We start from the raw sequence: 20,372 nt of genomic DNA, 5'->3' as shown, positions 1-20,372 counted from the left end.
GGGGTTTATCGCCTGTCTTGATTGAGCTTAGCCTCAATGCTGAGTGTGGCGTGAGGAACCAACTTGAGCCTTTCTTTACTAATGAGCTTACCCGTTGTGCGACAAATTCCGTAAGTCTTGTTCTCAATTCTTCGAAGAGCGTTCTCTAAGTGACTGATGAACTTCTCTTGACGCGAAGCCAATTGAGCAGTCTCTTCACGAGACATCGTCTCAGATCCGTCTTCCATCATTTTGAAAGTAGAAGCAGTATCATTCGTGCTATTATCAGCATAAGAAAGTGATTGCTTCAACTGATTCAAATCTTCGCGCGCATCTGCGAGTTTCTTTTCAATCAGCTCCTTGAATTCAGCGAGCTCATTGTCAGAGTATCTTGTTTTATCTTCTGCCATTCTGTAAGTGGTTTAAATCTTTTCGAGTGCGATTTTAGTTGAGATGTTTCCATCTACTTCGATCTGTGTAGCGCCATCGCCCTCTATTTCCGATACGAGGTCGAGAGACCCCGCCAGCGTTTCGGCGCAAATATAATCCAAATTATTCTCAATAGCCTGCTCGATCTCACTTGTACGCTCGATCAAAAGTTTGATTTTATCGGTCACCTCAAGACCTGAATCTTTTCGCAAATTCTGTATCCGATTGACAAACTCGCGAGCGATTCCTTCTTCCCTAAGTTCCTTAGAAAGAGTGATGTCCAAAGCAACAGTGATATTCCCATCTGCAGCAACCAGCCACCCGGGAATATCCTTGGCGGTGATCGAAACGTCTTCGATAGTGATCTCGACTTCTTGACCGTTTAACAAAAGTTTAATACTGCCCTCTTTTTCTAACTGAGAAATTTGATCAGCATTGAAGCCATTGATTTGGGCGGCCAACGTTTTCATCTCCTTACCGAACTTAGGCCCCAACTTTTTAAAGTCAGGCTTAATCTCTTTTACCAAGACGTCTGCAGCATCTTGGAGGTACTCCAACTCTTTTACGTTGACTTCGCTCAAAATGATACCTTCAACGTCATGTAGCTGTCGCTCAAAAGTGGAATCGATGATCGGAACCATGATTTTCTGCAATGGCTGGCGCACTTTGATCTTTTCAGATTTTCTCAGAGCTTGTACCAAGCTGGTCATTCGCTTGGCGATGTCCATGCGCTCCTCCAAATCTCGATCGATGGCTGAAGCATCAGAAAGCGGGAAATCCGCCAAGTGAACTGACTCTGCAGATTCGCGATTCGTTGCGCCATTCAAATCTTTGTAAAGGCGATCCATAAAAAATGGTGCAATAGGCGCAGATAGCACGGCCACCTTTTCCAGACAAGTGTAAAGCGTTTGGTAAGCTGCAAGTTTATCCTGACCGTAATCTCCTTTCCAGAAGCGGCGACGGCATAGACGCACGTACCAATTGCTCAACTCATCTGTGACAAAGTTTTGTATCAATCGCCCGGCTCTGGTCGGTTCATATTCATCGTAAGCCTTATCGACAGCAGCGATTAAGGTGTTGAGCCTGCTCAAGATCCATCGATCTATCTCCGGGCGATCAGCCACAGAAACTTCCTCCTCAGAATAGTCGAAGCCATCGACATTCGCGTAAAGCGCAAAGAAGGCATATGTATTGTACAGCGTACCGAAGAACTTTCGCTGAACTTCTTGGAGACCGTTTAGATCAAATCGAAGATTGTCCCAAGGCTGCGCATTGGTGATCATGTACCATCGCGTAGCGTCAGGGCCATAATCTTTTAGTGTTTGAAAAGGATCAACCGCATTGCCCAGTCGCTTGCTCATCTTCTGTCCGTTCTTATCCAGAACGAGACCATTTGAGACTACGGTTTTATAAGCCACCGAGTCGAAGCACATGGTTGAGATGGCGTGAAGGGTGAAAAACCATCCTCTTGTTTGGTCTACTCCCTCTGCAATAAAATCGGCGGGGTAAGTTAGTCCTTCATCTATTTTTTCTTTGTTCTCGAAAGGATAATGCCATTGGGCGTAAGGCATACTTCCCGAGTCGAACCACACATCAATGAGGTCTTTCTCTCTCGTCATCGGCTCTCCTTTTGAAGAAACGAGAACGATGTTATCAACGTGGTTTTTATGCAGGTCAAAGGTGTCGTAATTCTCTTTTGACATATTGCCTGGTACAAAATCACTCAACGGATTCTCGTTCATTATTCCCGCTTGCAGGGCTTTTTCACACTCTGCTCTCAGTTCTTCCGCGCTGCCGATGCACTTAGCCTCACCTCCATCTTCAGTTCGCCAAATAGGTATAGGTATCCCCCAAAAACGAGAACGAGAAAGATTCCAGTCATTCAGGTTTTCTAACCAGTTCCCAAATCGGCCCGTCCCGGTAGATTCAGGTTTCCAGTTGATTGTTTTGTTCAAGGCAATCATTCGATCCTTGGCGGCAGTGCTACGGATAAACCACGAGTCAAGTGGATAGTACAAAACGGGTTTGTCGGTTCTCCAACAGTGGGGATAACTATGAACATACTTCTCTACTTTGAAAGCCTTTCCTTCTTCCTTCAGCTTGATTCCAATTAGGATATCCACTGATTTGTCAGGAGCCTCATCGTAGTATTCGTTTTTCACGAATTTCCCACCGAGCTCAGGGCCCATGGCCTTCACAAACTTTCCTTGAAGGTCGACCAACGGAACAGGATTTCCCTGGGCATCGGCGATAAGCATTGGCGGAACACCTGCTTTTTTAGCTACCTCAGCATCATCGGCTCCGAAAGTCGGCGCAATGTGGACTACTCCAGTACCATCCTCAATGGTCACGAAATCTCCGGGAATTACTCTGAATGCTTTCTCAGGGTTTTCCATGGGAAGCGCGTACGGCAACAGCTGCTCGTATTCCAAATCAGTCAAATCAGCACCTTTCAAACTTCCGATTACTCTAAACGGAATGTTCTTGCCATCCTTGGCGTAGACCTCTAGTTCTTCTGCGCTTTCTGCTGATTTGTATGGCTTTCCAAATACTTTCCCAACCAATTCCTTGGCCATGACCACCCCCATGGGCTCATGGGTATATCGATTGAAGGACTCAACGATTACGTAATCGAACTTAGGGTTAACTGCCAGAGCTGTATTAGAAGGTAGCGTCCATGGAGTAGTCGTCCATGCAACCATATAATAGGTCAAATCTTTGACTTCGGATTTTTCCTTCATCAAATTCTGGCCAGGTTCTTTTAGTTTGAAAAGAGCCGTTGCTGAAGTATCCGTAACGTCCTTGTAGGTTCCGGGTTGGTTCAACTCATGCGAGCTCAAGCCTGTGCCTGCCGCAGGAGAATATGGCTGAATGGTGTACCCTTTATAGATTAATCCCTTCTCGTAAAGGTTTTTGAGAAGCCACCACACCGACTCCATGTATTTGTTCTCGTAGGTGATGTAAGGATCATTCATATCCACCCAGTAGCCCATTTTTCGGGTGAGGTCATTCCATACATCGGTATATTTCATTACCGCCTTTCGGCAAGAGTCGTTGTATTCTTCTACCGAGATTTTCTTTCCAATGTCTTCTTTGGTGATTCCCAACTCCTTCTCAACCCCTAGCTCTACGGGTAGTCCATGCGTATCCCAACCTGCTTTTCTATCTACACGAAAGCCTTTGTTGGTCTTGTACCGACAAAAAATATCCTTAATGGCTCTACCCATTACGTGGTGAATGCCAGGCATACCATTAGCAGATGGAGGACCTTCGAAAAATACGAAAGGCTTATCAGCAGGCCGAGATTCAACGCTTTTTTCAAACGTTTGATTCTCTTCCCATTCCTTCAGAATTTCGTCGGCCAATGCTGGAAGATTTAGGCCTTTGTATTCAGGATATTTCGGCATTTCAGGGTAATTTTTTGAAGGGGCAAAGATAGGTAATTCGCAAAGTCATGGTATCAATATAGACCACTATTGAAATCGTGCTTGATTAAGCGTAACTTTCGGTCGTCAATCAACCAATCTGACACAACCAACGTTTCGAAATGTTCTACAAGTTAAAATTAGGACTAGTCGCTCTTTTAGTGGCAAGTTCATGTTTCTCGCAGAGTGATAATAAACCTAATATCCTCCTAATAATTTGTGATGACCTAAATCGGATGGGGATGGGGACCATGGAAGACCCAATGGTCTACACGCCTAATATCGATAGCTTGGTTTCCGAGAGTTTCGTCTTTACAAATGCTCATGCCAATGTAGCGGGTTGTGGCCCTTCAAGGGCTAGCATGTTTACAGGGGTTTTACCTCAAACCAGCGGTCATTCCGGATATAAAATGTCGCAAAACTCTTGGCTTGACAACCCTATACTGGCGCCGACGACTTCCGTTTTCAAACAATTTCTAGACCATGGTTATGACGTGTATGGCAGCGGGAAAGTATATCACGGCTATAGGCTTCGTTCGGAAGATTTCACTGAATTTAACAGCGAACCCCTACAAGGGCCGTTTGCCTCAAACAAGCAAATTCATTCTGACCTTCCCGAGTCTTTTCAAGCTTTTGACTTATCGTTTGCAAGACTGGAAAATGTGCCTTCTTATCCGGAATATACTGGATGGCAGCATCGAGACGGGTCGCCTTTCCATTTCGAAAATGATGAGAACAGAGATCTGTTGGCAGATGAAATGACGGTAGAATATTGCCAAGAAGTCCTTGCCTCCTTAGCTTCTGACACATCAGATAAGCCGTTTTTTTTAAGTGCCGGAATTTTCAATCCTCACCAACCACTTCATGTGCCGGGCAAATATTGGGATTTATATGACACCACGTCATTTGATTTCGGATATCTTCAACCGGATACTACCCTTCCATCTTTAACAGCCCTGACGAATCGATACAATGCGAATTCGAATCTGGCCTATGACGTTATGGAGGATGAATCACCTTCAGATGATCCTTACTTCTTTCTGAGACAATTCATTCAAGGATACTATGCGAGCGTGTCATTTGTGGACGATCAAGTAGGTGCATTAATTGAAGCTCTTGAAATAAATGGCTTCAGTGAAAATACGATTGTCATTTTAACCAGTGACCACGGATTCCACCTCGGCTCAAAGGGCTTGTTGGCAAAATCGACTCTTTGGAACGATGCCACATCGATTCCTTTCATTATAAAAGTACCTGGGGAATCTCCTCAAATCATTAGTGACCCTGTTTCCTTAATTGATCTTTACCCAACTTTACTTGAGTATGGACAAGTACCTGAACCTGAGAGTCATGCGATGGACGGGCTGCCTCTTCAGAGTTTGATTTCAGGAGAAAGGGAAAGCACGGCTATCCTCAATGGCTCGTCCAAAGAGTTCTTAGAAGTTGGAGAGCTCAATGAAGTATTTCATAGCCATCATGCTTATCTAAAAGACAGCTACAAATATGTCTACTATTCAAGTGGCGAAGACGAATTATATGATATTGAAATTGATTTCAGAGAAACAAACGATCTATCAGGATTGCCTGAATTTCAAAAAATTCGAAATTCAATGTATCGGGGACTTAGAAATAAGATTGGGTTTATCAGGCCTCCTGAACAGTCCTTCGAATGCCTTTACTATGGTGATTTCGAACAAGATTTAAACGGATGGGGGCCTTCCGAACCCGACTCAAATTTCGGACTGGCTGAAAATGACTCTATAATTGATTCGCAACATCTCTTAATGTTCGGAAACTCATCGCGCCATATTAGCAATGAGAACGTGATCTTCAAAACAACAGGAGCACATACTTTTGGCCTCACAGGCTACTCCAATGCAGATAGCGCTACAGTCTTTATTCGAATAGCAACGGAAAACCATATTTTTTTGGATACCGTGCTGACAATCTTTCCTGACCTTACTAGCTACGAATTCTCATTTGACGTATCTGAGCCTTTGCCTGCTCACGGTGATCTCGCCTTATATCTAAAATCGAATTCAGATATAGACGTACATGTAGACGACGTCTTTTTACGCAATCTCGATGCGTTTAATGAGTCTTTGACTCCGTGTCAATTTGCTGAACCAATCCAAACAGATGTTCTCTTTACACAAGTAGAAAATAGGGCTATGAATGATCTTCTAGACCAATCCTCTGTAACCTGTGAATCTATAAGTGGAAGTGCACCTCAACTTTGGCAACAATTTTCTCCCGACCAAGCTACAGGTATAATAGGAGTTCGAATTCAAGATTTAAACCCTGTAATTGAACTGTTTTCAGACTGCAATGCTCAGAGCTCCATTTGCTTGAATCAACAGACAAGCGACGGAGAAGCTTCTTACCTCACAGATCTGAACCCCGGTGCAACCTACTATTTAAGAATCACTTCTGAAATTGACTCCCCCATTGATAACCTCAATGCCCCTCAGGTTAAAAGTATCTTCCTTAACGCTACGCCTGCTCAATTGGCAGGAGAAAGTTATGAAGTATTGAATCAGACTGATTTTCTTGAATTAGTTGATCAGCCGGTATTTGATCAGCCCATTAAAGATGTGCAATTTCACTTTGAGAAAATACCGACTGGAGAATCAATAACGTATTCTGTCGATTTCGATCCTAGCCTGATCTACCCCATGTCGCTTTTTCCTGATCTTGTCGCAAATGAATTGTACATTATTAAAGTGAAATATAGAGTAGGGGTAATCAGCACGACTGTACCTTATGGCCCTGTAAAGAAGATATTTTTTAAGAGTGAATTCCCTATAATTTCTCAGTTTCTTTTGTTTCCAAACCCTACGACCACAGACCTCTCATCAATAAGTCTTCGATTCAATAATATGGAAACAGGTATGGGCATCGTAAACATCTTCGATATGACAGGGAGACAGATCTTTAGTAAGCAGGCTTCCATTCAATCTTCTGTATTAAACCTATCAGGTCTTCCCCCTCTGTCGCAAGGCACTTACGTAGTGGCTTTTAAGACGATGGAAGGAAAGTCAGCACAAGAATTGCTCTTTGTTCACTAACTTGTCCCTGCGAAAAACGGATGTAAGGCCTTAGAACTTGGGCTGCATTTGTTTGTTATCTAACAAAGAGTCTTAACTATGACAAGTGAACGTGATGACAGATTAATTCAGCTTAGACCGGGTATTTCGCTTGAGAATGAAAATGCGACCGGTGATAAGCCTATCGGGGCATTTCAAAATGATGTGCTCAGACCAATTCTAAAATTTCAAAACAGCATTATTCTTGCACAATTCAAGCAGTATCTGATTAAATTCAAACCAGCATTTAACGCCTACAATAGCCAAGTACAGAAGAACTATATCCAGGACGTTTTAAAGAGTGATTCTCGGATCAAGAACTCTCTTATTGCGTCGGTGGTGAGCGTAATGACTTTGGATGAGTACTCCTACTACTGCGAGAACAAGACCGAGATCAACAAGCGAATTGTGATGCTACTTACCAAGCGTATCCAAGATCAGCTCGAAATGCTCTTTTAGAGATTGTCAAGATTTTTTAAGTATTCATCAGCCTGCTTTAGGAGCTCTGCTCTCTTTTCGCTATTCATCTTGTTCAAGGTTGGGTAGACAAAGCCTATTCTTGGATTTTTCTCCAATTTATCTCTATGACGATCGTAAAAATCCCAATAGAGTGAATTGAAGGGACACGCCTTTTCTCCTGTTTTCTTCGACTTGGAATAGTGACAATTTTTGCAATAGTCACTCATCTTGTCGATGTAATTAGCAGAAGAGATATAGGGTTTGGTGCCAACTATTCCGCCATCGGCAAATTGGCTCATTCCCCTGGTATTGGTAATTTCTACCCATTCAATAGCGTCGATATAGACTCCCAAATACCACGCATCTACTTCATTGGGATGAATTCCTGCCAGTAGTGCGAAATTCCCGGTTACCATTAATCGCTGAATATGATGGGCGTAAGCATAATCCAAAGACTGACCAATGGATTGACTCATGCAGTTCATTTTTGTCTCACCTGTCCAATACCATTCAGGGAGCTTTCTATCATGACCAAAATAATTCATCTCGGAATAATCGGGCATCTTAGCCCAATAAACGCCGCGCATGTACTCCCGCCAGCCCAAAATTTGACGAATAAAGCCCTCAACTGCCGAGATGGGATACCTGCTTTTATCGTCTCGCCAAGCTTCTTCGACTCGTTCTATTACTTCCTTCGGACTCAGGATTTTACTATTCATCAAAAAGCTGAGTCGGGAATGATAAACAGACCATTCATCCTGACGCATCGCATCCTGAAAATCTCCAAAATTGGTCAGGCACTCGTCGATGAAAAAGCGGAGCATACTCAGCCCTTCTCGACGTGAAACGGGCCAGATAAAATTATAAGGATCGATACGCCCAATAGTTGTGACTCCCTCTTTCTCGAGCATTTCAGTAATTTCTACAACATCCTTTGAGTATGTTTTCGGGTCAATTACCGTATGGGCTTTCGGAAGACTTTTGCGGTTTTGCTTGTCGAAATTCCACTGTCCGTCTGTCGGGTTTTCCCCATCCATCAGGATATCGTACTTTTTCCGCATGTCGCGGTAAAACGACTCCATCAAATAGGTCTTCTTCCCTTTAAAGAAAGTAGCCAAATCGTCTCTCTCAGATAAAAAATGCTCAGTATCTGTTACTCTAAGAGGAATATCGAGCGAACTTGAGAGACCTTTTAAAGCCTCATCAAGTCGGTATTCATCAGGGAGCTGATAAGCCCAAGAAGTGCACTTTTTTTTATCAATATGGTACCTAAGGTTTTCGACAATGGAGCCTTGATTGAGCTCATCATCTAATTTGACGTAGATCACTTCAAAACCTCTTTCTTCGAGCCAGAAGGCAAAGTCTCTCATGGCCAAAAAGAAAGCCACGACTTTTTGGATGTGATGTTTTACATAATCAGTCTCTGATCGCGCTTCGCAGATCAGCACTACTATTCCTTCGGGATCATCATCCCACCAGCTGTGTTGGCGGTTGAGTTGATCTCCGAGTACTAACCTTAACTCTTTATTTGGCATAAGGCAATAACAAGCGCCAAAAAGGAAGGTTTGATTTTAAGATGCCTTTGGCATTTTTAAGAGGTCAGTCGGAACCTTGGTCTTGACGTTGGCTTCAAGCATGTGCAGAATGTTATACAAACCGAAATAGGTGCGATTGATGTAAATTCCGTGCTTCGAACCTCGTGCTGCATTGCTCTTTCGGAACTGCTTATTAGCAGCAACTTGGTCTCCCAAAGCATAAATACCAGCGAAGTATTCTTTGCTACTAAAATCAAATTCATCCACTCCAAAGGGCTGGCATAGAAGCGACACCATTTCACCGAAGACGCGCGTGAAGTACTCCGTTTCTGCGGGTTTGTCTTCAGGGAGAAGAAATTCCATTTTGTGAAGGAGCGCATTGAATTCAAGCGGTTTTCCCACCAACTCTATATCCATAAACCGGAAGTAGTCGCTATAAAAGTCAAGTGGAATTTCTTTGACACAGCCAAAATCCAAGACAGCCAATTGGCCCTCATCAGTAATCAGAAAGTTTCCCGGATGAGGATCGGCATGAACCATATGGAGTTCATGAATTTGGTAATTGTAAAAGTCCCATAGAGCTTGCCCTATCTCGTTTCGCTTCTCTTGTGAAGGATTGGTTGCAATCCACTCACTCAAGTGAGTTCCATCGATCCAATCCATTGTGATAACGCGTTCGGAGGAGTATTCAGGGTAGTACTTTGGAAAGCGAATGTTCAGATCCCGGCACTTTTTAGTTAGGTCAATTGATCGACGCAATTCCAAACTGTAATCCGTTTCTTCCAAGAGCTTCTCTTCGACTTCTTGGAGGTATTTGTCTAAATCCTTGCCCTTCACATTCATCAAGCGCATGGCAATGGGTTTGGCCAATTTCAAATCGCTGGAAACGCTATTCGCCACTCCAGGATACTGAATCTTGACAGCCAACTTTTTTCCCTTTAGTGTGGCTTGGTGAACTTGACCAATCGAGGCCGCATTCAGAGCTTTCGCGGAAAATGTATCGAAAAGTTCGTCCGGGCTTTCGCCAAAATACTTCTTGAATGTCTTTACAACCAGGGGATAAGACAATGGCGGTGCATTGTATTGCGCCATTTGAAACTTATCGGTATAAGCCTTTGGCAATACGTTTTGATCCATCGACATCATTTGGGCCACCTTCAGGGCGCTTCCCTTCAATTGACTCAATGATTCGTACACATCAGCTGCATTGGCTTCGTCCAGTGAGTCCCGACTCATTTCGGGATCAACCATTTTCTTGGCGTAATACTTCAGGTAATTTCCTCCCATCTTGGCTCCCGTTCCCACAAATTTTGCGGCACGTTGAACCTTAGAGACAGGAATCTTGTGTTGCTCTTTCATCTCCTTCTCTTATTTTGTTTGCCAAAGAAACTTCACAAAATCGACGGCACGATCCAAAGTGGATTCGCTCAATAATTCAAACGACAGATTCACCGCTTTCTCAATGGCAGCATCTGTCTGCTCAAAATCAGCACTAGTATCTTTCACCCAGAAATCGATCACAAAAACCAACTGCAGCCAAAAAGCTTGATCGTATCGATCTGAGATAAATGAGCGCTCCTTGATCTCATCACCATTGATGCCTTCTACAATAACTCGTTTCGCGAATTTCAAAAAATGCTCTTTATAAGATTTAAGGCTGTCCGGTGTTTTCATAACTTCCTTCAATCCCGTCCAACGCATCATGATAAAGCTACGTCTTCCTTTCATCACCTCTAAATGAGTGTAGTAGAAAGAGAGTAATTTCTCCCGAGCGTTAAAAGACTCGTAATTCGAATCTTTCTCTATCGCTTTGAGCGTTTCAGCCATAAGGTCTTCCCAAATGTGCTTTTCAATCGATTCGAATGAAGTAAAATGCGAATAGAAATCTGCTTCACCTATGCCTAAGTCATCGGCAAATTTGAACACAGACGGTGGCTGCTTACCTTCCGTCAATACATATTTCAAATAAGCATCAATAATGTGCTTGGGTGTTATTTTCGCTTTTGTTGTTCTCGTTTTTGTTGCCATTCTACACGGTTCTTTGTTCCAATTTTAAAATAAAGCTGAAGCATCGCTGATTGAACTCAGCTGCCCGCTCAATATTGCAGACATGTCCACATCGGTCAATCGTCTCCAGAAGTACCTCTCCATATTTTTCAACGTAATCTCTAGCTGGCTGAAGAAATACATGGTCCTGCTCTCCCATAACGATTAGGCAGGGTGCTTCTATCCTTTTCGAAAAAAGATCTTTAAGCGTTCGATTAAGTTTTTTCAATAGTCCAAACCACTTCTTGGCTTCTTTATCTTTTAGTTTTTGAGCTTCTCGAATAAATACTCTTCTCGAGGCGGAATGATTGTTTCGCGGAAGCAATACCACCGCAAACACTTGATAAAGCGTTTGAAACGGCAGAATTGCCGAAAGGGCTCGAGCTGAAAATGCCAACACTTTAATCTTGCGGCTCATTTTAAATATTCCGCCGGCAAGAACCACAGAGGTAACTCTCTCAGGAGTCAAAAGCTCGATGTGTCGAATCACAATGCTTCCCATTGAAACACCGATAAAATGAGCTTCTTCAATCCCGAGATTATCCATCACGTCGATAACGTCATTTCCTACCAGATCAAAACCAAATGCTTTATCAGACTCGAGATCTTTTGATTTTCCGTGATCACGAAGGTCGATGAGCAAAAGATTAAATTTTCCCTTGAAAAAATCGACTTGCTTTTGCCAGGTTCGCACGCTGCCTCCGGCGCCGTGCACAAAAACCATCCATGCCTCATGCTCTTGAGTATGATGAATTTCGTAATGAAGTATGGAGTTTGGTTTAGACACTATCTTTTGGATATTTTATTGCCTGAGATATTTCTCTGACGACTGCATTTAAATCTATCCGCGGGAGAAGTCCCCGCGTGTTTGGTCACTCGACCTTGCACTCTCTTTCTCCACATTCTGAAACTTGAAGGCTTCATATTTCTCCGCATGAGATTGATGACCACTTTCTCAGAAATACCGAACTGATCTTCAATGGTATCAAAGGTAGTACGATCTTCCCAAGCCATCTCGATTACTCGATCCAGCCCTCTTTCTCCCAACTTTTCTTCGACTTTTTTCAGATTCATTTGAACTAACTAACGGTCAATACGCCTGAGAATTTTCTCACTTTGTATTGCTCAAGTACGGTTATAACAATCAAAAGCATAAGCATGTTGTAGCCAATGTCATCAACAGGGATTGTGAGTATTCTCAAATTGAGATTTTCGGCATTGTTGTACCACACTATCGGCTCTTCAGTGAATAGTCCTGTCAGAGCACCGTTCACCATCAAGAACGGTATCTGGATGATTAAAAATGCCAGAAAGAACTGACCGAGGTAATCACTTTTGTTAATGAGCAAGTGCCAGATCAACAAGAGACAAAGAAGTGAAAAGGTGGTGAAGGTGTAAATCCTGTCAACAAAAAGGACGGATAAAACGAAACTCACTAAAATGAGCACAGCTGTGATTTTGTCTTGGGCAGGCTTGAGGGGTGAATTGGGTAAGAAATAATTGAGCACTTCATAAATAAAAGAGCAGGCGAAAGGAACAACGATAAAAAACAGCCATTCCTCGATAGGAAGGTTAGCTATATGAATACCCGAAATGTACTGCTCATTAAATCCCCAAACCCCCTTTGAGGTAAACCAGACATCCCATGGAACGAACAGAATCGACATGACTGCGATTCCTAAAAAAACTCCGGGCCAATACCTCACGAATTTTAAACGGCTCTCGAAACTCTTCGCTAATGGATAGGAGAGGGTGAGCAGGTCGAGTATAAGATAATAGTAGTGCTCCAAGTGCCGTGCTATTGATGGTTCACGATGTTTTCATCGAGCGCTTTGCTTCGCGGAAATACTTGAAAGGCACAATCAGCATCCCAAAGCATTCTCCTTCTTCTTTATTCAAATGCTTATGGTGAACCTTGTGCGCTTTTCGAATCGCTCTGAAATATACATTATCGGTTCGTTTGAACCAATCGAATCTCCGGTGAATGAAAACATCATGCACCAAGAAATAGCTCAGACCGTAAAGTGCTATCCCCAAGCCCACAAATAACTTCCAATCATTTCCATCCATCATTCCGAACATGGTAAATAACCATGAGGGAATGGCAAAAATGAGAAAGAACACGTCGTTTTTCTCAAAAAAACCACGTTCATGCTGATGGTGGTCTCTGTGAAAATACCATCCCAAGCCATGCATCACATACTTGTGTGTGAACCAAGCCATAAACTCCATAAAGAAGAATGTGGACACTAAAATGAGAAAGTTTAAAACCATTTAGTTTCAGGCTATTTTGGCGACTTTCACCAAGTCGGGACGGTCGGAAACGTACCTGTAGGCAAAGTTATTAATAACCTTCTTCTTGTGAAATAAAACGATACCCGGCATTTGAAATGGATCTCCAGCAGGTTTTCCGATAAGATGCCCTTTCACAACGCCGGCCACAAAGGCTCTCCACCAATTTTTGATTCCAAACAGCGCCCTGAAACTCACTTTGTACAATCCAAAGCGGTTGTATAGTTTTTGATGAATGTCGGAGATGTGGCTAATATCTTCTAAGTGATATAACTTCAGCATATCCGCAGCCATTTCACTTTTTACCATATGCACGATCACTATTTTGACTCCTTTCGATTCAATATCATGACGTACTTCGGCCAAGTCTGCCATTGTTTCTCTGCAAAATGTGCACCCGAAGTGCCGCAGAAAAACCAACAGTACTTTTTGATTCTCGGCCAACTCAACTAAGCTTTCTCCTCTATTGGTAATAAAATTCATACAGTCCTTTCTATTAGGCTTTTACTTAAACAAGGCTACAATAGTATTGTTTAGTAGTTGTGAAAAACGCTAAACTCTTCAAATGGTTCTTGCTTTGGACGATTTGCATGCTGGCCATCATCTTGTTGACGCTCCCTGATGAGCGTCCTGATAAGATCGACACAATCGGATTTGCCACCACCGAATCGGCAGAATTGTACTTTAAAAATGTGAGGTCGTTTTACTACAAGCATAATTCAGAAGCTGAGGGCATATTGGAGGTTTACCGCCTGGAGAGCATTTTTAAAGACTCCTTACCGACGCTACCATTTGCCTTGTACAATAATTGGCGAACAAATGAGACTTTTATACGTCTTGACACTGCATTTATAAATACCAGGGCATTTCTCGCCGTGGTCGCAGATTCATCTGGTATCAAGACCGATACTTTAACGTTTCCTGAGATGTCAAATGAGTCACAATATATTTTCGCACGAGACATCTATAAAGCATTAGATAAGAATGAAAAATTAGGCCTTGCCAAGGAAAACGAAGTAGTATGGTTCTCTGAAACCATGAACGTTTCGGTGAAACGAACTCTAACAGACTATTTCAGATTACTCGGAAAAATCTGATCACCACTTTGTGTTCACATATATCGGTTTCCCAAAAGCAGAGCCGTGTAAACCATACTTGCTCTTCTCCGAATCAGATAGTTCCCAAGGTTTGTGAATGAAATCCAACGGCAGATCAGATAGCTCGGGAAGCCAATGTTTGATGTATTCGCCTTTGCCGTCGTATCGATTTGCTTGCGTCAAAATGTTGAAGTAGCGGTTTTCCCTAGGATCATTGCCCACACCCGCGACATAAGCCCAGTTGCCCCAGTTGCTGGTCACGTCATAGTCGATAAGCTCCTGCTCAAAATAGGCCGCACCACAACGCCAATCTTGTTTCAGGTCTTTAACCAGATAGCTCGCAACGATTTGACGACCACGGTTACTCATAAATCCGGTTTCGTTCAGTTCTTTCATATTTGCATCGACGAAAGGAATACCTGTTTCCCCCTTCTTCCATGCTTCCAACTTCTCTATGTCGATCTTCCAGTCCATTTCCTCATTTCTAATTCCTCCCGGATAGAAAAGCTCATTACCAAACTTCATGGCAACATAGCGGAAGTAGTCTCTCCAAATCAATTCAAAGACCATCCAATAAGTGGAAGAGTTTTTCTTCACGGACTTCTCATAGCGCTTCACTTCACTATAAATCATACGTGGCGAAATACATCCATGGGCCAACCATCCTGAAAATTTGGAAGAATAATCCAACCCGAGTAATCCGTTACGGGTACTCTTATAGGTGCTGATGTTATGGGTTTCCCACAAATAATTTTCCAGACGTTTCCTAGCCTCACGCTCACCGCCTTTGTATGCTACCGCCGCTTTTTCAGAAATTGGCTTTGGCTCAAAACCCAAATCTATGAGTTCAGGAATATCTGCAGAATGAAGAGCTTTGGGCACCTTTAACTTTTCAGGAATCGGAAAGATAGACCGCACTTCAGATTCTTTCTCGCACTTCTTTCTGAAATTGGAAAAGATATCAGGGATATTCTCTGTTTCGAAAGGAATGTCATCGGGGTTGTAGAGCGAATGACCGTAAAAGAATTTGACAACAACTGATTCTTTCAGAGATCGTTTTATCGCTTGCTCGACTTCGACCTCCTCCTGAGTCACCTCTTTTTGAGCAAATAGTGCTGTTACACCATGCTCTTCTGCTATTCGCGAAAGCACCTGATCAGGCTTACCAATTTCAACTATCAGGGAGCCGCCAAGAGCGTTGAGAGATCTCTTCAAATCCTCCAGACTTTTCAAAACGAACTTGACTCTGCGCGCACCAAATTTTCCGGATCCGTATCTCTCACTATGCAGATATGATGGGTCGAACACGTAGACTGGAATTACCTCATCACACTCCTGAGCCGCACCATAAAGCGCTTCGTTATCGGTCACACGCAAATCATTTCTAAACCAAACTATTCCTCTCTTCACTTCGATTTGTTTTTTCGGCAGCGATCGCTGCAGTATTTTACCTCATCCCAATTTTTCTCCCATTTCTTTCGCCAAGTCATTGGCTTACCACAGAAAACACAAGGCTTTTCGGGCAGGTATGATTTGTTTCCTTTATGCATTTCGAGGTCCCGGATTGGTGTGTCTTGCCAAGATCCGGGTAGACTCTTTTCGCCCTGCCTTCGTCTTTCGCATTCCATAAAGTCGATCAGATGCCTCTTTGCGCGCACTATCCAAATTTATAATCGGAATCGGGTAATTCCTTCCGGGAATAAAATCAAAAAGCTGCTGGTCGATCGGACCAAGCTCCCAAGGTTTATGAATGGCATCGCTCGGTAAATCCGTCAATTCAGGAACCCATTTCTTAATAAATGTACCGTGAGGATCATGGTCAATCGATTGCTTAATAGGATTGTAAATTCGGATGGTATTGATCCCCGTCATTCCGGCTTGCATTTGAATTTGCGGGTAATGAATTCCTGGTTCAAAATCCAAAAAGATTCTGGACAAATGCATTGATACGGGCTTCCATGGCTGCCACAAATGGTGAACGGCAAAGCTGGTCAACATCGCCCTCATGCGGAAGTTGACATATCCCGTTTCGCGCAAACAACGCATGCAAGCATCTACCATCGGAAAGCCCGTTGTGCCAGTCATCCAAGCTGCCAGTAACTTTGCATTGATCGGTTTTTCCAAAAGGTCGTAGGCCTTGTTAAAATTCTCATATTCGATGCGCTCTTCCATTTCAAACTTTTGGATAAAGTGACAGTGCCAGCGCAGACGAATCATAGCAGCATTAAGTCCCGACTTTGATCCTTGCCCGGCTTTCTTGGCTACATTCATAGCTTGGTAGACCTCGCGTACCGAGAATATTCCCCAACTCAAATATGGCGACATCCGGCTACAGCTTTTTCGCGAGAGCTCAGGCTTGGAGATGCCTTTACCATAATTCTTTGAGCGCTCAGTGCAAAAGCTCTTTAGGTAGCGCATCCCTTTTTCTCTTTTAGCTGATTGCCTCATTGGGTTTCTTGAAAGCCAAGAAGGATACGGTAAGTCTCTTCCTATTTCGGTCTTATTCAAAAGCGATAACTTTCTCAAGCGGTTCAAGTCCGGAGTAGCGGTTTCAGCGGACATATAACTATACCATCGCTTTAACCAAGATGATCGATTGCTCAGTTTTCTGACTACTCCGTTTTGCTGGTACTCCCTCCAAATGATTCCCTCTTTCGAAAAATAGTCTATCAGCGCTATGTCTCGATCATAGGTGGCTTTGAGTCCCGTTTCAGCATGAGAGAAAACCGTTTTTACTTCGAATTCGAGCTGCAGTTGAGTGAATACCTCTTCTACTTCAGCGAAAGCTATCCTCAAGCCAACTTGATACTCTTTTAATTGATGGGATAAATCCATCAATGCCTCCCAGACGAAGCTCCAGTGCATGTCACTATAATTCGGATGACGGAGCAAGCTGGGTTCAAAAACATAGAGCAGCAACAAAGGCTCTTTTATTTTCAAAGCTTCCATAAGCGGCTCGTGATCGGAAAGTCTTAAGTCGCGCTTAAACCAAAGGACATTTATTGGTTTTCTCATCTAACAAAGGGAACAGTATTTCTAAGCATGATGTTTTGACTAAAACAAAAAAGCCGTCTTCCAAGGGAAGACGGCTTTCAAAAAATAAAATAAGACTTGCTTATCTCACAACTTGAATCTTGTGCGTAAGCTGGTCGTTTCCGATAGTCACATTCATAAGGTAGAAACCGTCAGCCATATCTTGGATGTCGATTACCTCACGGTTCAATCCTGTGCTTCTTTGACCTAGGTCTACGCTTTTCACAACTTGACCAAGCATGTTGACAAAGTCGATTGAGATTCTTTCACTAGAGACCATTTCCAACTCAACATTCATCACGTTGTTAGCAGGATTAGGGAATACTGAGAAAGACTCAACTGCATTGATTTGATCTACACTCAAAGTAGTTGGTACCAATACGGCGTCTATTACGTGAACGACACCGTTGATTCCAACAAGGTCTGTAACGATAACCATGGCATCATTTACCATAACGTTCTCTCCATCAATTGTAACGGTAATGTCCTCTCCAAAAAGAGTTTCCACATCTCCTGCTGTGATATTGGCTGCAATATTGAAACCCTCAATCACGTGATAAAGAAGAACCTCAGTAAGGTCTCCTTCCGGATCAGCTAAAAGTGCGTCCAATACTCCATCAGGTAAATTGTCAAATGCTTCATCCGTAGGTGCGAATAACGTTACGTTTCCAGCGTCGCCGCTAAGCGCTCCATCTAGACCTGCAGTATTGATGGCTATTTCCAACGTATTATGAATATCGCTATCCACCACGATGTCATAAACAGTGGTCAATTCAGTTGGAAGGAGAACTGCGTTAATTACGTGAACTACACCGTTGTCAGCTTCTAAGTCGGCAACAGTAACCAATGCACCATTTACCAATACATCATCACCATCAAGAGTAATAGTAACGTCTTCACCGTTTACGGTAGTTACCATTTGCCCATCTGTAAGATCACCTGAAAGTGCTGTGATTGGAGCTACGTGGTAAAGAAGAATATCAGCCAAGAGGTTAGTCGGATCAGCCAAAAGAGCTTCAAGTAGAACAGGGTCTAATGCTGCAAATGCATCATCTGTCGGAGCAAATACTGTGAAGGTACCTTCACCTGAAAGTGTTCCTGCCAATTCTGCTGCGAGGATAGCCGCTTCCAGCGTGTTATGATCTTCGCTATTTGAAATGATCGTAAATACTGTGTTGTCAGAAGTACATGAAAGCGTTGGGAATCCATTGTTGGTCCCTTGGTTAGGTGAGCTATCGCCGCACTCTCCAACTTCCTGAATACCTATAATGTAAGTTCCATCAACGGGAGCTGTCCAAGTAATCTGGCAGTCCTGAGCAATGGCTACTAATCCTCCATCGGGATCGAATACAGTAAGTTCAGCATCCCAAGTGCCTGCACCCGGGCCATCACAAATCGAGAATGTATATTCCTGGCCTGCAACGAAATTATCTACAGTATAAGATTCACTTGCCCATGCTTCGAACCCTGTTAGTTGATTGGTAGGGCATACACCAAATTCAGAAACAGGTGCGCCTCCGAATGTTGTGTTAAAGTCAGTGAAGGGTCCTGCTGCTAAATCAACACAAATAGCGTCGGCAGGGACTAATACCGCATCAATAACGTGCACCACACCGTTAATGGCAGGCAAGTTAGCTACGGTTACTTGTGCGTCGTTGATGAAGACATCCTCACCAACAATTGACACTGTAACATCCTGACCATTCACCGTAGGAATTACTTGTCCGTCTGATAGATCTGCGGCCAATTCAATTGAACCGGCAACATGATAAAGAAGAACATCTGCCAATGCCCCCGTTGGGTCAGCAAGCAGAATATCAAGAACACCTGAGGGTAAAGCATCAAATGCTGCATCAGTTGGGGCAAACAAAGTAAATGTACCCGGACCGCTAAGCGTACCGTCCAATTCTGCAGCTATAACTGCTGTTTCAAGTGTGTTGTGATCATCGCTGTTCGCAACAATATCCAAAATGGTAGTGGCTCCTTCAGGGACCAATACAGCATCTATAACGTGAACGACTCCATTAATTGCAGGAATATCTGCAACAGTAACTTCGGCTCCATTGATAAAGACGCCTCCAACTAGATCGACAATTACATCTTCTCCAAAAAGAGTAGTAATGGCTTGATCTTGAGTCAATGTGCTCGATGGAGCAATAGATCCAACGACATGGTAAAGCAATACCTCGGCTAAAGTTCCTGTAGGATCTTCGAGAAGTGCGTTTACCAAATTTTCAGGTAATGCTGCAAAAGCAGCGTCTGTAGGTGCGAAAACAGTAAGAGCCTCTCCGTCCTGAAGCGCGCCATCTAGTTCGGCCGCGTTTACCGCTGCCTCGAGCGTGGTGTGGTCATCGCTCTCAACGATAATGTCATAAACAGTCTCCGCGTTTCCGGGAATCAAAACGGCATCGATGACATGAATAACACCATTCGATGCAGTTACATCAGGATCGGTTACAGTTGACATATTAATCATGACCGTTGTTCCGTCAATAGAAACTGTAGTAGTTTGACCTGAAAGCAAGGTGGTTAAGATCTGGCCATCTGAAAGAGATCCCGAACTATTATTTCCAGGGGTAACGTGATAGAGAACGATGTCGCGCAACAGACCGGTAGGATCAGTCAATAAAGCGTCAACCAAATTCTCCGGCAAGGCTTCAAATGCAGCGTCTGTTGGAGCAAATACCGTAAGTGGACCTGGACCTTGAAGGGCTCCTGACAAATTTGATGCATCAATAGCTGCTTCTAAAATTGTGTGGTCAGGGCTGTTCTGAATCAAGGTGTATATCGTCTGTGCTTGAGTTGAAAAACTCAGGACAACCGCCGATAAAAGGGAAAGTAAAAACTTTTTCATGGGATTACATTTAGGTTTATAGGAAAGGTTCTCGACAAATTTAACTTTCAAGCCGAGAATTGTCGCTAAAATCAACAGCAGTGTTTAATTAATGTTGACTATACAAGTTAAATTGTTAAACAAGAAATGGGGTTTCG

17 protein-coding genes are annotated in these 20,372 nt (G+C 43.2%); 3 read left to right on the top strand and 14 right to left on the bottom strand.

The window, feature by feature from the left end:
* Nucleotides 1-5: 5 nt before the first annotated feature.
* A complete protein-coding gene (locus tag O3Q51_03170; GenBank protein MCZ4407793.1) occupies nucleotides 6-389 on the bottom strand; it encodes a TraR/DksA C4-type zinc finger protein in 384 nt (127 codons plus the stop codon).
* A gap of 12 nt (nucleotides 390-401) precedes the next feature.
* On the bottom strand, nucleotides 402-3,815 hold the full coding sequence (ileS, locus tag O3Q51_03165) for an isoleucine--tRNA ligase (protein ID MCZ4407792.1): 3,414 nt from the start codon (nucleotides 3,813-3,815) through the stop codon (nucleotides 402-404).
* A 140-nt stretch (nucleotides 3,816-3,955) separates the two neighbouring features.
* On the opposite strand from ileS, the gene O3Q51_03160 reads away from it, so the two are divergent.
* Nucleotides 3,956-6,901: a sulfatase-like hydrolase/transferase gene (locus O3Q51_03160; protein ID MCZ4407791.1), complete on the top strand. Its 2,946-nt coding sequence runs from the start codon at nucleotides 3,956-3,958 to the stop codon at nucleotides 6,899-6,901.
* Between the two features lie 78 nt (nucleotides 6,902-6,979).
* Nucleotides 6,980-7,378 carry a glyoxalase gene (locus tag O3Q51_03155; protein MCZ4407790.1) on the top strand — a complete coding sequence of 133 codons (399 nt, stop codon included), beginning with the start codon at nucleotides 6,980-6,982 and terminating at the stop codon, nucleotides 7,376-7,378.
* On the opposite strand, the gene O3Q51_03150 is transcribed toward O3Q51_03155, so the two are convergent.
* The 8 genes from O3Q51_03150 to O3Q51_03115 are packed head-to-tail and all read right to left on the bottom strand — an operon-like array spanning nucleotide 7,375 to nucleotide 13,734.
* Nucleotides 7,375-8,913 (bottom strand): cryptochrome/photolyase family protein, encoded by a 1,539-nt coding sequence (locus O3Q51_03150; protein MCZ4407789.1) that lies wholly within the window; start codon nucleotides 8,911-8,913, stop codon nucleotides 7,375-7,377. The genes O3Q51_03155 and O3Q51_03150 overlap by 4 nt on opposite strands.
* A gap of 36 nt (nucleotides 8,914-8,949) precedes the next feature.
* Nucleotides 8,950-10,272, bottom strand: coding sequence for an AarF/ABC1/UbiB kinase family protein (locus O3Q51_03145; GenBank protein MCZ4407788.1), 1,323 nt, complete (start codon nucleotides 10,270-10,272; stop codon nucleotides 8,950-8,952).
* A gap of 9 nt (nucleotides 10,273-10,281) precedes the next feature.
* Nucleotides 10,282-10,941: a TetR family transcriptional regulator C-terminal domain-containing protein gene (locus O3Q51_03140; GenBank protein MCZ4407787.1), complete on the bottom strand. Its 660-nt coding sequence runs from the start codon at nucleotides 10,939-10,941 to the stop codon at nucleotides 10,282-10,284.
* 1 nt (nucleotide 10,942) lies between these two features.
* The gene (locus O3Q51_03135) at nucleotides 10,943-11,746 is read right to left on the bottom strand and encodes an alpha/beta hydrolase (protein ID MCZ4407786.1); all 804 of its coding nucleotides are present in this window, start codon (nucleotides 11,744-11,746) and stop codon (nucleotides 10,943-10,945) included.
* The gene (locus O3Q51_03130) at nucleotides 11,746-12,033 is read right to left on the bottom strand and encodes a TIGR03643 family protein (GenBank protein ID MCZ4407785.1); all 288 of its coding nucleotides are present in this window, start codon (nucleotides 12,031-12,033) and stop codon (nucleotides 11,746-11,748) included. Before O3Q51_03130 ends, O3Q51_03135 begins: the two co-directional genes overlap by 1 nt.
* 5 nt (nucleotides 12,034-12,038) lie before the next feature.
* Nucleotides 12,039-12,749 carry a lycopene cyclase domain-containing protein gene (locus tag O3Q51_03125; protein ID MCZ4407784.1) on the bottom strand — a complete coding sequence of 237 codons (711 nt, stop codon included), beginning with the start codon at nucleotides 12,747-12,749 and terminating at the stop codon, nucleotides 12,039-12,041.
* Nucleotides 12,750-12,768: 19 nt separating this feature from the next.
* The gene (locus tag O3Q51_03120) at nucleotides 12,769-13,233 is read right to left on the bottom strand and encodes a sterol desaturase family protein (GenBank protein MCZ4407783.1); all 465 of its coding nucleotides are present in this window, start codon (nucleotides 13,231-13,233) and stop codon (nucleotides 12,769-12,771) included.
* Nucleotides 13,234-13,239: 6 nt separating this feature from the next.
* The gene (locus tag O3Q51_03115; protein ID MCZ4407782.1) at nucleotides 13,240-13,734 is read right to left on the bottom strand and encodes a SelL-related redox protein; all 495 of its coding nucleotides are present in this window, start codon (nucleotides 13,732-13,734) and stop codon (nucleotides 13,240-13,242) included.
* Nucleotides 13,735-13,793: 59 nt separating this feature from the next.
* Here O3Q51_03115 and O3Q51_03110 point away from each other — a divergent pair, with 59 nt between their 5' ends.
* Entirely contained in the window at nucleotides 13,794-14,348 is a 555-nt protein-coding gene (locus O3Q51_03110) for a hypothetical protein (GenBank protein MCZ4407781.1), read from the top strand.
* Here the strand turns inward: O3Q51_03110 and O3Q51_03105 are convergent, their stop codons facing one another.
* From O3Q51_03105 to O3Q51_03090, 4 genes are all read right to left on the bottom strand, one after another.
* Nucleotides 14,349-15,758, bottom strand: coding sequence for a DASH family cryptochrome (locus O3Q51_03105; protein ID MCZ4407780.1), 1,410 nt, complete (start codon nucleotides 15,756-15,758; stop codon nucleotides 14,349-14,351). It abuts the gene before it with no gap.
* Complete coding sequence (locus O3Q51_03100) at nucleotides 15,755-15,898, bottom strand: DUF2256 domain-containing protein (protein ID MCZ4407779.1); 144 nt, start codon at nucleotides 15,896-15,898, stop codon at nucleotides 15,755-15,757. The genes O3Q51_03105 and O3Q51_03100 overlap by 4 nt, the downstream gene beginning before the upstream one ends.
* A complete protein-coding gene (locus O3Q51_03095; protein MCZ4407778.1) occupies nucleotides 15,891-17,363 on the bottom strand; it encodes a deoxyribodipyrimidine photo-lyase in 1,473 nt (490 codons plus the stop codon). The genes O3Q51_03100 and O3Q51_03095 overlap by 8 nt, the downstream gene beginning before the upstream one ends.
* A gap of 100 nt (nucleotides 17,364-17,463) precedes the next feature.
* Nucleotides 17,464-20,235, bottom strand: a complete 2,772-nt coding sequence (locus O3Q51_03090; GenBank protein MCZ4407777.1) for a fasciclin domain-containing protein — start codon at nucleotides 20,233-20,235, stop codon at nucleotides 17,464-17,466.
* Between the last annotated feature and the right edge of the window lie 137 nt (nucleotides 20,236-20,372).

The organism is Cryomorphaceae bacterium 1068 (genome assembly GCA_027214385.1).
Taxonomy (GTDB): domain Bacteria; phylum Bacteroidota; class Bacteroidia; order Flavobacteriales_D; family Cryomorphaceae; genus JAKVAV01.
Note: the sequence above shows the minus strand (reverse complement) of the source record. Positions and strands in the feature narration are given on the sequence as shown.